Source organism: Citrobacter sp. Cpo089 (genome assembly GCF_030332695.1).
Lineage (GTDB): Bacteria > Pseudomonadota > Gammaproteobacteria > Enterobacterales > Enterobacteriaceae > Citrobacter > Citrobacter portucalensis.
Genome location: NZ_JAOWHJ010000046.1, coordinates 127722 through 140993, shown reverse-complemented (window position 1 = coordinate 140993; position 13272 = coordinate 127722). Strand labels below are relative to the sequence as shown.

At 54.6% G+C, this 13272-nt stretch carries 10 protein-coding genes; 2 read left to right on the top strand and 8 right to left on the bottom strand.

Features of this window, described 5'->3' with window-relative positions:
• Nucleotides 1-14 precede the first annotated feature (14 nt).
• From glgA to asd, 5 genes are all read right to left on the bottom strand, one after another.
• On the bottom strand, nt 15-1448 hold the full coding sequence (glgA, locus tag OGX92_RS08110; protein WP_003827622.1) for a glycogen synthase GlgA: 1434 nt from the start codon (nt 1446-1448) through the stop codon (nt 15-17).
• Nucleotides 1448-2743 (bottom strand): glucose-1-phosphate adenylyltransferase, encoded by a 1296-nt coding sequence (glgC, locus tag OGX92_RS08105; protein WP_003827621.1) that lies wholly within the window; start codon nt 2741-2743, stop codon nt 1448-1450. The genes glgA and glgC overlap by 1 nt, the downstream gene beginning before the upstream one ends.
• 14 nt (nt 2744-2757) lie before the next feature.
• Entirely contained in the window at nt 2758-4734 is a 1977-nt protein-coding gene (gene glgX / locus OGX92_RS08100) for a glycogen debranching protein GlgX (RefSeq protein WP_286586422.1), read from the bottom strand.
• The gene (gene glgB, locus OGX92_RS08095; RefSeq protein WP_003827616.1) at nt 4734-6917 is read right to left on the bottom strand and encodes a 1,4-alpha-glucan branching enzyme; all 2184 of its coding nucleotides are present in this window, start codon (nt 6915-6917) and stop codon (nt 4734-4736) included. The genes glgX and glgB overlap by 1 nt, the downstream gene beginning before the upstream one ends.
• A gap of 273 nt (nt 6918-7190) precedes the next feature.
• The gene (asd, locus tag OGX92_RS08090; protein ID WP_003827614.1) at nt 7191-8297 is read right to left on the bottom strand and encodes an aspartate-semialdehyde dehydrogenase; all 1107 of its coding nucleotides are present in this window, start codon (nt 8295-8297) and stop codon (nt 7191-7193) included.
• A gap of 190 nt (nt 8298-8487) precedes the next feature.
• Between asd and yhgN the strand changes: the two genes are divergently transcribed.
• Together yhgN and OGX92_RS08080 are read left to right on the top strand one after the other, a co-directional pair.
• Complete coding sequence (gene yhgN, locus OGX92_RS08085; protein ID WP_003023480.1) at nt 8488-9081, top strand: NAAT family transporter YhgN; 594 nt, start codon at nt 8488-8490, stop codon at nt 9079-9081.
• Between the two features lie 459 nt (nt 9082-9540).
• Nucleotides 9541-9987, top strand: coding sequence for a hypothetical protein (locus OGX92_RS08080; protein ID WP_149335481.1), 447 nt, complete (start codon nt 9541-9543; stop codon nt 9985-9987).
• Nucleotides 9988-10082: 95 nt separating this feature from the next.
• Here the strand turns inward: OGX92_RS08080 and gntU are convergent, their stop codons facing one another.
• The 3 genes from gntU to gntR all read right to left on the bottom strand — a co-directional run bounded on the left by gntU (nt 10083) and on the right by gntR (nt 13090).
• Entirely contained in the window at nt 10083-11423 is a 1341-nt protein-coding gene (gene gntU / locus OGX92_RS08075) for a gluconate transporter (protein ID WP_003827609.1), read from the bottom strand.
• Nucleotides 11423-11953 carry a gluconokinase gene (gene gntK / locus OGX92_RS08070; RefSeq protein WP_003023475.1) on the bottom strand — a complete coding sequence of 177 codons (531 nt, stop codon included), beginning with the start codon at nt 11951-11953 and terminating at the stop codon, nt 11423-11425. The genes gntU and gntK overlap by 1 nt, the downstream gene beginning before the upstream one ends.
• Before the next feature lie 141 nt (nt 11954-12094).
• Nucleotides 12095-13090, bottom strand: coding sequence for a gluconate operon transcriptional repressor GntR (gntR, locus tag OGX92_RS08065; protein WP_126956393.1), 996 nt, complete (start codon nt 13088-13090; stop codon nt 12095-12097).
• Nucleotides 13091-13272 lie beyond the last annotated feature (182 nt).

Genomic DNA, 13272 nt, shown 5'->3' with positions numbered 1-13272 from the left:
TGATTCCTGGATATCTATTTCAAGCGATAGTAAAGCTCACGGTATGACTTCGCCGCGACTTGCCAGCTAAAATCCATGGTCATGGCCTGACGTTGTACAAACCGCCAAAGCGAAGGCCGGGACCACAATACGAAAGCACGCCGGATCGCGCGTAACAGCGACCAGGCATTACTATCTTCAAATACAAACCCACTGGCGATACCGTCCGCCAGGTTTTCCAGCGAACTGTCAGAGACTGTATCAGCCAGCCCACCGGTGCGCCGCACCAGCGGCAGCGTGCCGTACTTCAGTCCATACAACTGCGTTAAGCCACACGGCTCAAAACGGCTGGGAACCAATATCACATCGGCCCCACCCATGATGCGGTGCGAGAAGGCTTCGTGATAGCCGATCTGCACACCCACCTGTCCTGGATGTTCCGCCGCTGCGGCGAGGAATCCTTCCTGTAATACCGGATCGCCCGCGCCTAGCAATGCCAGCTGTCCACCCTGCTCTAACAACCCCGGCAGCGCTTCCAGCACCAGATCCAGCCCTTTTTGACTGGTCAGACGGCTCACCACAGCAAACAGCGGTACTTTATCGTTGACCTTAAGTCCCATCGCTATCTGAAGCTGACGTTTGTTTTCTGCCTTCTCCTCCAGCGTGTCGCGCGTATATCGCGATGCCAGCAGGAGATCGGTTTCCGGGCTCCAGATTTTTTCATCAACGCCGTTCAGCACGCCGGAAAGGCGCCCTTCGCGATGACGTTGCTGCAACAGACCTTCCATGCCGTAGGCAAACTGCGGCTCGGTAATTTCCCGCGCGTAGGTCGGACTGACCGCCGTAATGTGGTCGGCGTAGTACAACCCTGCCTTCAGAAACGAAATCTGCCCGTTAAACTCCAGTCCGTGCACATTAAAGAACGACCATGGCAATTGGATGTCATCCATATGCTTTGCATAAAACATGCCTTGATACGCCAGGTTGTGGACGGTGAACACCGATTTCGCCGGATGGCCGCGCGCCGCCAGATACGCCGGAGCCAGACCCGCATGCCAGTCGTGCGCATGCACCACATCCGGGCGCCAGAATGGGTCAAGGCCACAGGCCATTTCACAGCCAACCCAGCCCAGCAATGCAAAACGCTGCACGTTATCGGTATAAGCAAACAGGTTAGTGTCGTGATACGGGCTACCGGGGCGGTCATAGAGATGCGGCGCGTCAATCAGGTAAATACCCACGCCGTTGAAATGCCCGAACAGCAGCGTGATACGTCCGGCGAAGGTATCCCGACGCGTCACTACCTGCGCATCGGGAATGCCGCGACGAATATCAGGAAACGCCGGGAGCAGCACGCGGGCATCCACGCCGTCCGCTATTTGCGCTGCGGGTAACGCCCCAATAACATCCGCCAGTCCCCCGGTTTTTAACAGGGGGAACATCTCTGAACAAACGTGTAAAACCTGCATTATCGCTCCTGTTTGATCTGCAGTTTGCGTAGCATTTCACGCGTGACCAGCACAATACCTTCCTCTGAACGGTAGAAACGACGCGCATCTTCTTCCGCGTTTTCACCAATCACCATGCCTTCGGGAATAACGCAGGCGCGGTCGATAATGCAACGACGTAAGCGGCACGAACGTCCCACCCACACTTCAGGTAACAACACTGCCGAATCAATGTTACAGAATGAATTCACCCGCACTCGCGGGAACAGAACGGACTGCACCACCACCGAACCTGAAATTATGCATCCGCCAGAAACCAGCGAGTTCAGCGTCATTCCGTGGCTGCCGGAACGGTCCTGAACAAATTTCGCCGGTGGCAGCGATTCCATGTGCGTACGGATTGGCCAGTCCTGGTCGTACATGTCCAGTTCAGGCGTCACCGAAGCCAGATCGAGGTTCGCCTTCCAGTAGGCCTCCAGCGTACCCACGTCACGCCAGTACGGCTCGGATTCCGGGTCAGACTGCACGCAGGACAACGGGAATGGATGTGCATACGCCATGCCAGCTTCGGTGATTTTCGGGATAATGTCTTTACCGAAATCGTGACTGGAGTTTTCATCAAGGTCATCTTCCGCCAGCAATTCATACAGATAATCGGCGTTGAAAACGTAGATCCCCATACTGGCAAGAGATTTGGTCGGGTCGCCAGGCATCGCTGGCGGGTTGGCGGGTTTTTCAACGAACTCGATAATTTTATCGGTGTCGTCCACGTCCATCACGCCAAACGCGCTGGCCTCTTCAATAGGCACTGGCATACAGGCCACGGTGCAACGCGCGCCTTTCTCGACGTGGTCGATCAGCATGCGTGAGTAGTCCTGCTTGTAGATATGATCGCCCGCGAGGATCACCACATATTCCGCTTTATAGCGTCGAATGATGTCCAGGTTTTGGGTCACCGCATCCGCCGTGCCGCGATACCAGTTTTCACCCTGCATTCTCTGCTGGGCAGGTAGCAGATCGACGAACTCGTTCATCTCTTCGCTAAAGAACGACCAGCCGCGCTGAATATGCTGCACCAGCGTGTGGGACTGGTACTGAGTGATCACGCCAATACGGCGGATCCCGGAGTTAATACAGTTGGATAAGGCAAAATCGATAATGCGGAACTTACCGCCAAAGTGCACAGCAGGTTTGGCACGTTTGTTGGTTAAATCTTTTAAGCGGGTACCGCGGCCACCGGCCAGGATCAGGGCAACAGATTTTAATGGCAGCTGGCGCGCCAACATTACACGATCGTTCTTCTCTAAACTCACCATGACTAACTCCTTTTTTATCTTCTCTGGAACACACACAGTCCGTGCGCAGGTCCCTGCCAGACAGCCGTAAGCACCGGATTATCCTCTCCGGCAAATGGGGGAACGGCGCACCATCCCCCTTCAGGTAAAACGATATCTGTCACCTCAAGCGTGGCATTTATTGCAATCAGAAAACGGTCTGAAAGCAGGATTTGCATCTGCCTCGGGCCGTTTTGCCACTCATCCGCACTTAAGGGTTGTGCGTACTTATTCAGCCAACGAACATTGCCATCGCCCTCTTCCCACCAGCGATCACCCGTTAATGCAGGAATTTGCTGACGAAGATGGATCAGGGCTGCGGTAAATGTGGTTAGTCCGCTGTTTGCCTGCTGCCAGTCCAGCCAGGTTAGGACGTTATCCTGGCAGTAAGCGTTATTGTTGCCGTGCTGGCTATGACCATGCTCATCGCCCGCCAGCAACATCGGCGTCCCCTGGGAGAGCAACAGCGTAGTTAACAGCGCATGAATGCTGTCGCGCCGCCGCTCAATCAGGTCCAGCGTGCCGCCTAATCCTTCTTTACCATGATTGTCGCTGTAGTTATTGCTAGTGCCGTCGCGATTTTCCTCACCATTCGCTTCATTGTGCTTATTTGTGAAGCACACACAGTCGCGTAGCGTAAAACCGTCGTGCGCAGTCACCAGATTGACCGTCGCGCTGGGTTTGCGACCATTGCGTTTAAACACGTCGCTTGATGCGGCAAAACGCCCGGCAAACTCACCCAACGAGAGATTACGCTGGAGCCAGAAGCGTCGGGTCGCATCGCGGAAATGGTCATTCCACTCGGCAAACGGCGGAGGGAAATTCCCCACCTGATAGCCGCCTTCACCAATATCCCACGGTTCCGCAATCAGCTTAACGCGTGAGAGCTGCGGACAGTTTTGGATCGCGGTAAACAGCGGCGCATCCTGACGAAACGCAGGTGTACGCCCCATGACTGAAGCCAAATCAAAACGAAAACCATCCACATGGCAGGTTTCAACCCAGTAGCGCAGGCATTCACATGCGTATTCCACAACGCCGGGATGGCTCAGATTGAGGGTGTTCCCACAACCGGTCCAGTTGTAGTAATCACCATCGTCCCTGATCCAATAATAGCTACGGTTATCAATTCCGCGCAGCGAGAAGACGGGGCCTTCGAGATCCAGCTCGGCGCTGTGGTTCAAAACGATATCGAGAATGACCTCAATCCCCGCTTTGTGCAGCGCTTTTACCGCGTCGCGAAACTCATCAAGCGCACTCTCCGGCGAACAGGCATAGGCCAGATGCAGCGCGAACATCGCTACCGGGTTGTAGCCCCAATAGTTCGACAGCCCCAGCCGTTGAAGCCGTGGTTCGCTGGCAAAATGCGCCACCGGCAGCAGCTCCAGCGCGGTAATGCCGAGGCGCTTGAAGTAATCGATCATCACTGGATGGCCCAGCGCTTTGTAGGTTCCGCGAATCTCTTCCGGCAGCTCAGGATGCAAATACGTCAACCCTTTGACATGCGCTTCGTAAATCACGGTATTGCCCCACGGCGTGCGCGGCGGGGCATCATCCTCCCAGTCATAATGATCGGACACCACCACGCCCTTCAGCGCGATGGTGGCATTATCATGATGATCCGGTTCATTTAGCCCACCGTGCAGCAGCGGGTTATCTTTTAACTCGCCATCCACCCGACGGGCGCAAGGGTCAAGCAGCAGCTTGGCCGGATTAAACCGGTGGCCCTGCTGCGGTTGCCATGGGCCATGAACACGATAGCCATAGCGCAGACCGGGCCGGGCGTTGGCCAGATAGCCATGCCAGACATCACCGCTACGCCCCGGCAGGTCATAGCGAAGTTCGCACCCTTGCTCATCGAATACGCATAATTCAACGCGTTCAGCGTGGGCCGAGAAGAGTGTGAAATTGACACCATGGCCGTCATACGTTGCACCATGGGGGGTGGCGTTGCCGGTTGCCAGTTGCGTCATTACCCCTCCCGGACCAGCCAAATCGTTGCCAACGGCGGTAACGTGAGGCTCAGTGAGTGCTGACGACCATGGCTGGCGATTTCATCGCTGTGCACCGCACCGCCGTTACCGGTATTGCTGCCGTGGTAATGCATCGAGTCGGTATTGAGGATCTCACGCCATTTGCCTGGCTGATTGATACCGAAGCGATAGCCGTGGCGGGGCACAGGCGTAAAGTTACTGACCACGATGATTTCATTGCCGACCTTGTCACGACGCACGAAAGCCAGCACCGAACGTTCATTGTCATCTACCACCAGCCACTCAAAGCCATAGGCGTCAAAGTCGAGCTCGTGCAGCGCTTTGTGATGACGGTAGGTGTGGTTCAGATCGCGCACCAGACGCTGTACGCCGTGGTGCCAGTTATCGCCACCTTCCAGCAGGTGCCAGTCGAGGCTGGCGTCATGGTTCCATTCACGTCCCTGCGCAAACTCGTTGCCCATAAACAGCAGTTTTTTGCCCGGGAAGGCCCACATCCAGCCGTAGTAGGCGCGCAGGTTGGCAAACTTCTGCCATGCGTCTCCCGGCATGCGATCGAGAATAGATTTTTTACCGTGTACCACTTCATCATGCGACAGCGGCAGGACAAAGTTTTCGGTGTAGTTGTACAGCATGCCGAAGGTCAGCTTGTCGTGATGGTACTGACGATGAATCGGGTCCAGCTTCATGTAGTCCAGCGTGTCGTGCATCCAGCCGAGGTTCCACTTATACCAGAACCCTAAACCGCCCATATCCTGTGGTCTTGAAACGCCGGCAAAGTCGGTGGACTCTTCCGCCATGCTCACCGCGCCCGGAACTTGCTCGCCAAGAATGCGGTTGGTATTGCGCAAAAACTCAATGGCTTCAAGGTTTTCACGACCACCAAATTCGTTTGGGATCCATTCCCCTTCTTTGCGGCTGTAGTCGCGATAAATCATCGACGCCACGGCATCCACGCGCAACGCGTCGATCCCAAAACGTTCAATCCAGTACAGAGCATTACCCACCAGGTAGTTGCTGACTTCACGGCGACCGTAGTTGTAGATCAGCGTGTTCCAGTCCTGGTGATACCCTTCGCGCGGGTCGCTGTGCTCATAAAGGTTAGTGCCATCAAACTCTGCCAGACCAAAGTCGTCCGATGGGAAATGGCCCGGCACCCAGTCGAGAATGACGTTCAGCCCCGCCTGATGCGCGGCATTCACGAAATAGCGGAAATCATCGCGAGTCCCGAAGCGACGGGTCGGCGCATACATGCCGGTAGGTTGGTAACCCCAGCTACCGTCGAACGGATGCTCGTTAATCGGCAACAGTTCGAGGTGGGTAAAGCCCATCCACTTGGCGTAAGGCACTAACTGATCCGCCAGCTCGCGGTAGCTCAGCCAGAAGTTGTTATCGGTATGACGACGCCATGAACCCAGATGTACTTCATAGATAGAGATCGGCGCATCAAACTGATTGGCTTTTTTACGCTCCTCGCTTTGCACCACTTTTTCCGGCAGACCGCAAATAAGTGACGCGGTTTCCGGGCGCATTTGCGCTTCAAACGCGTAAGGGTCGGCTTTAATCCGCAGCTTACCGTTGGCATCGATCATCTCGTATTTATACAGCTGACCATGCTGCGCACCGGGGATAAACAACTCCCAGATACCGCTTTCTTTACGCAGGCGCATCGGGTGGCGACGGCCATCCCAGTAGTTGAACTGACCAACCACCGAAACACGCTGGGCGTTGGGTGCCCAGACGGAGAAACGCGTACCGGTGACGCCATCCATGGTATCCGCATGCGCACCCAGCGTTTCGTAAGGTCGCAGATGCGTACCTTCAGATAACAGCCATGCATCCATATCCTGGATCAGCGGACCAAAACGATAAGGGTCATCAATCAGATTCTGCTGTCCATGCCAGACAACGGCCAGCTGATAGCGAAAGAAATTTTTACGGCGGGGAAGTACTGCACAGAAAAAACCGCGAGAGTCGAGGCAATCCAGCTTGCCGACTTTGCGTCCGGTTTTGGGTTCGATCACCCACACTTCGGTGGCGTCAGGTAATAGGGCGCGGACTTCGAGTCCAGCATCAGTTTGGTGCATACCGAGTACGGAAAAAGGATCCGCAAAATGGCCTGCAATTAGCGCATTAATCACGTCTCTATCGATACGAACGGACATGGTTGTCATCCTGTTTTATGGTGTCACCCCTTCCAACTGATTTTCGACATCAGGTAGTGACACTTTTTTTGACCTGAACGGCGCAGCACAATTGTGCATCCTCTCTGCGTCGTCCCACCTTCAGGCAACAACTTAATACCTCCGGTACTAAGTCACCCTTAAAGAATAGCCAATGCTTTATCTTACTCCTGGTAAAAAATGAAACATCTGCGCTTACTCCTGTATTACGCAAAAAAAGGGGTGATTCCTCACCCCTTGATCGTTAACAAACTATTACGCCAATTGGCGCAGCATACGGCGCAATGGCTCCGCAGCACCCCACAGCAACTGGTCGCCCACGGTAAAGGCTGACAGGAACTCCGGTCCCATGTTCAGCTTACGCAGACGGCCTACTGGCGTGGTCAGCGTGCCGGTGACGGCCGCCGGGGTTAGCTCACGCATGGTGATATCCCGATCGTTTGGTACAACTTTGGCCCACGGATTGTGCGCCGCCAGCAGTTCTTCTACGGTCGGAATAGACACATCTTTTTTCAGTTTAATGGTGAACGCCTGGCTGTGGCAGCGCAGCGCGCCGACGCGCACGCACAGACCATCAACTGGGATCACGGAAGACGTGTTGAGAATTTTGTTGGTTTCCGCCTGTCCCTTCCACTCTTCGCGGCTCTGACCGTTATCGAGCTGTTTGTCGATCCACGGAATCAGGCTACCGGCCAGCGGTACGCCAAAGTTATCAACCGGCAGTTCGCCGCTGCGGGACAGGGTCGTCACTTTACGTTCGATGTCGAGAATAGCAGAGGAAGGGGTCGCCAGTTCCTCGGCCACATGGCCATACAGATGACCCATCTGAGACAGCAGCTCACGCATATGGCGCGCGCCGCCGCCGGAAGCCGCCTGATAGGTTGCCACGGAAACCCAGTCAACCAGGTCATTGGCAAACAGGCCACCGAGAGACATCAGCATCAGGCTAACGGTACAGTTGCCGCCGACAAAGGTCTTAATACCTTTATTCAGGCCGTCGGTGATGACATCCTGGTTAACCGGATCGAGAATAATGATGGCATCGTCTTTCATACGCAGCGAAGAGGCTGCGTCAATCCAGTAACCCTGCCAACCGCTTTCACGAAGCTTTGGATAGATTTCGTTGGTATAATCGCCGCCCTGACAGGTCACGATGATATCGAGCGCCTTCAGCGCATCCAGATCAAAAGCGTCCTGAAGTGTGCCGGTCGCGGTGCCACCGAACGTCGGTGCCGCCTGCCCAAGCTGGGAAGTAGAAAAGAAAACAGGGCGAATGGCGTCGAAGTCACGCTCCTCAACCATGCGTTGCATGAGAACAGAGCCGACCATACCGCGCCAGCCGATAAAACCAACATTTTTCATAGCGTTTTTTCCTGCAGAGATGTGTGCTGTGTATGCTAACCAGTATCCTACTGGCCTATCCTTCACCATACAAAAAGCAGCCAAAGTCGCAAGTGAAATTAATCAATGATAGCGAAGCCATCAGTAATGCGACTTATCCCGCTGCGCAAGCAAGCAGAAAGTCCGCGGTAATTATCAGGGAATTTGAGTTATGAATGAAATCATTTCAGCGGCAGTTTTATTGATCCTGATTATGGATCCGCTCGGAAATCTGCCCATTTTCATGTCCGTATTGAAACATACCGAACCAAAACGTCGCCGCGCGATTATGATTCGCGAGCTGTTTATTGCGCTGTTGGTGATGCTGATATTCCTGTTTGCGGGCGAGAAAATTCTGGCATTTCTTAACCTGCGTGCAGAAACCGTATCGATCTCCGGGGGCATCATTCTGTTCCTGATCGCCATTAAGATGATTTTCCCCAGCGCCACCGGGAATAGCACCGGGCTTCCGGCTGGTGAAGAGCCGTTTATCGTACCGCTGGCGATTCCGCTGGTAGCCGGGCCGACAATCCTGGCCTCATTAATGTTGTTGTCGCATCAGTATCCAAACCAGATGGGGCACCTGGTGATTGCGCTGCTGATCGCCTGGGGCGGCACATTCGTGATTTTGCTGCAGTCTTCGCTGTTTTTACGTCTGCTGGGAGAGAAAGGGGTTAACGCGCTGGAGCGCCTGATGGGGCTGATTCTGGTGATGATGGCAACCCAGATGTTCCTCGACGGTGTAAGGATGTGGATGAAGGGGTGAAACACTCATTTTACGCCGGGTGGCGGCTTCGCCTTACCCGGCCTACGGTGTTGATATATGCTCGTGTGTAGGCCCGGTAAGCGCTAGCGCCACCGGGCAATCAGCGCCGTGAATGTGTTTGTGAGAAACACCTCAATCATTTAAGTCTCTGAAAAAGCGTATTTTCATTTCTGCGAAGCGCCTTCCGGAATGCCCCCTTGTCAGCATCGCGGATTAGCATTATCTTCTCGCTGCACCTGCAAAATCAGGTGCCAGAATTAGCCTTCTGAACTCCTTCATCGGTGACGCAAGTATTTTTGTGTCGCACGCTTAGGTACACTCCAATGGTGGACCGGGCGGGGGCGTCGCAAGACGCGCCGGTATCCGATGAGGCCGGTAAGGCTAACCCTGTTCGGCTCCACCTCCAGTGAGATTAGCCTCTCCAGTGGTGGATGAAAATCACTCATCGGAGGCTGCCCTATGGCAACGACCCCTCTCTTTTCACACTCTTTATTTACCCTGCCCTTTAGCCATGCCACGGACTTCACCGAGTTGGCGGATAACTGTGAGCGTTTTGTCGAAGGGCTTGTTGAATGTCATGACCCGGTTGAAAAACTGGCGATGTGCGCGCGCCTGTCGGCCTGTCTGGCACTATTGCAACCAACCTTAACGGAGCCTGTACCGCAGCATCTACAGGCCAGCCTGACGGTAGAAACCTTACCGACCCGCTCTCCCCTCTTTGAACCCGAACCAGATCAGATGGGGCGTTACTGCCAGCTTTTGACGCATTTACTGATGAGTAAAACGCTGTCTGACGAGATGGAACGCGTGGCGGGTGATTTACTGCAGGATTTAGTGGGCTATTTCGCCGATACGCTAAAAGCGCCGCGTTGGTTGAAAACCGAGGATGGGGTGATGGTGCTGTAAAAAAGCCGGGTGGCGGCTTCGCCTTACCCGGCCTACGGTGTCGATATGTGCTCGTTTCCAGGCCCGGTAAGCGCAAGCGCCACCGGGCAATTCCATCAGCTCAACAGCTGGAAAGCAATCATACCGACAATCGCGCCAACCGTACCGAGGATGGTTTCCATCATCGTCCAGGTCTTCAGCGTTTGCGCTTCAGTCGCGCCGGTAAATTTACCGAACAACCAGAAACCAGCGTCGTTAACATGGCTGACCACGATAGAGCCGCCCGCGATACAGATAGACAGCGCCGCCATCTGAGCACCGGAGTAGTTCAGTTGCTCAATCACTGGCATCACCAGACCGACCGCCGTTAAGCAGGCCACTGTCGCGGACCCCTGAATGATACGCACCGCCGCCGCCAGCACGAAGCAGGTGATAGCGATCGGCAAGCCCATACCGGTTAACGCTTCGCCCAGTGCAGGACCAACACCGGAATCTACCAGCACCTGTTTGAACACGCCGCCCGCGCCAATCACCAGCAGAATAATCCCCGCTGGCTGCAGCGCATGGCCGCAGATCTCCATCACGCGGTCTTTTGGCATGCCCTGGCGCACCGCCAGACCATAAATCGCCACCAGACAGGCAACCAGAATCGCGGTAAACGGATGACCGATAAACTCGAACCATTCGTAGGTTGAAGAACCGACCGGAACAAAGCGTGCGGCGATGGTTTTCAGACCAACCAGCACCAGCGGCAGCAGGATAAGCGATAAGCTGAAGCCAAAGGAGGGCATTTTGCCTTCGCCCAGATGCGGCTCGGTAATGTCTTCCGGTACGTGCAGCTCAACGTAACGGCTGATGAAATTACCCCACAGCGGCCCGGCGATAATCATGCCCGGAATCGCGGCGCACAGGCCAATCAGGATCATCCAGCCAAAGTCGGCGTGCATCTGAGAGGCCAGCAGCATCGGCGCAGGCCCCGGCAGCAGGAACGCTGCGGCAGCCGCCACGCCCGCAAACAGCGGAATGACCAACTTAACCAGGTTAGTACCGGTATGGCGTGCCATTGAAAACGCTACGCTAATCAGTAGCACAATCGCCACCTCAAAGAACAGCGGCAGCGCGCAAATCAGACCGGCCAGGCCAATCGCGTAATGTGCGCGGCTGTGACCGAAGGATTTCAGCATTTTGACGGCAATCTGATCGACCGCGCCGGTCTCATGCAAAATCTTGCCGAACATCGCCCCCAGCGCCACCACAATCGCCAGGAAACCGAGCGTGCCTCCCATCCCTTTTTCCATGGTCGCCGCGATTTTATCGAGCGGCATACCGGAAAAGAGACCTGCACCAATGGATACCACCATCAAAGCAACGAAGGCGTGCATACGCGCCTTCATCACTAAAAACAGCAGTAATAAAACGGACCCTACTGCTGTTAAAACAAGCGTTAATGTGCTCACTACTTACTGCCTTGGTTAATAACCTCAATGGTGCTGGCGACCACACCGTCCAGTGGTTGATCGATATCGACCACCAGTACATCGTTTTCATTCGCACCCGGTTCTTCCAGCGCTTCAAACTGGGTAACCAGCATCTGTGTTTTGAAGAAGTGGCCTTTACGCGCCTTCAGACGGCTTTCGATAACGTCAAAATCCCCTTTCAGATAAATGAAAGAGAGGTTCGGGTTACCGTCGCGCAACTGGTCGCGGTAGACTTTTTTCAAGGCAGAACAGACGATCAGCGAAACCTTGTTGGTACGCTGCATCGCAAAAGCGGCGTCATTAAGCGCCTGTAGCCACGGTTTACGGTCGTCATCGTTGAGTGGCTCACCGGAAGCCATTTTCATGATGTTGCTGCGCGGATGGAGAAAATCGCCATCAAGAAACGCGGCCTGCAGTTGATGCGCCACTTCGCTGGCGACAGCAGATTTACCGCTGCCCGATACGCCCATCAGAACGTAAACGTGGTGATCATGATTAGTCGTGCTCAAAGCGTTGCCCCCACTGGTACAAGAATCAGGAAATTGTTACGGGTAACTGTTATCGGTAACATTGTCCAGCCGGATAAATAGAGAAGCAATATCCATTCGTGCTCGAAGTGTATAAGTGTGAGCTACTTCAAAGTTGTTGGCTTAAATAGATCCGCCCGGTGACAAGGTGAAACCTAAATCTAACATTTTAGGCGTGACTGCTTCACCACGAATGCGCGCCAGCAGGCGTTCTGCACCAATGCTTCCCATCCGTTCACGCGGCGTGAGCACACTCGCCAGACGCGGCTCCATCACCTGCCCGATGTCGTGACCGTGGAATCCGGCAATCGCCATGTCATCCGGGATTTTCAGCCCTAAACGCTGGCATTCGAAGGCCGCCCCTACCGCCAGGTCATCGTTGGTACAGAAAACGCCGTCGAGCTGCGGGTATTCGCGCCGCGCCTGACGGATGAGTTCAATACCGGAGGAGTAGGAAGAAGACTGTTCCACCATCACGCTGTACGGCACCAGGTTGGCATCGCGCATTGCCTGCTCGTAGCCTCTCTGTTTGATGATAGTACGCTCATCAAGACGTGCGCCAAGATAGGCTACATGACGGTGCCCGCGGGCGATAATAGCGGCAGTCATCTGACGCGCGGCTTCGAAGTTGTCGAAACCGACGGCGATATCCAGACACGGAGACTTGCTGTCCATCAATTCAACCACCGGGATACCAGCAACCTCAATCATTTTCAGCGTACGGGGCGTATGGCTACGTTCGGTGAGGATCAGGCCATCGATATTCCACGACAGCATCGATTCCAGGCGCTCTTGTTCCATCTCAGGCTTATAGCCGTAGTGCGCGAGCATGGTTTGATAACCATGGGCGTCGGTGACGGCCTCAATGCCGCGTAGCACTTCAGCAAAAACCTGGTTAGTGAGAGACGGTAACAGCACGCCGATAGCGCGGCTGGTGGCGTTAGAAAGGATATCAGGAGCGCGATTGGGAATATAACCCAGCTCATCAAGTGCAGCGGCAATTTTGCCCCGCAGCGCCACGGAGACCTGCTCCGGGTTACGCAAAAAGCGACTGACCGTCATTTTGGTCACGCCCACGCGGTCGGCTACATCCTGAAGTACGGGTCTTTTCTTTTTCATCGTCCTGAAGCGTTAAAAAGGGATAGATTCTCCCAGTTTACCACGGACGTGCGTGAACCTTTGCAGAGAAAAAAAGGAGTTTTTATTGTGATAAATACACAAAATCATTCGAGTTGCATCAAGGCGGCGACGCAGTGAATCCCCGGGAGCGTACATTAAGTACGCGACCGGGGTGAGCGAGG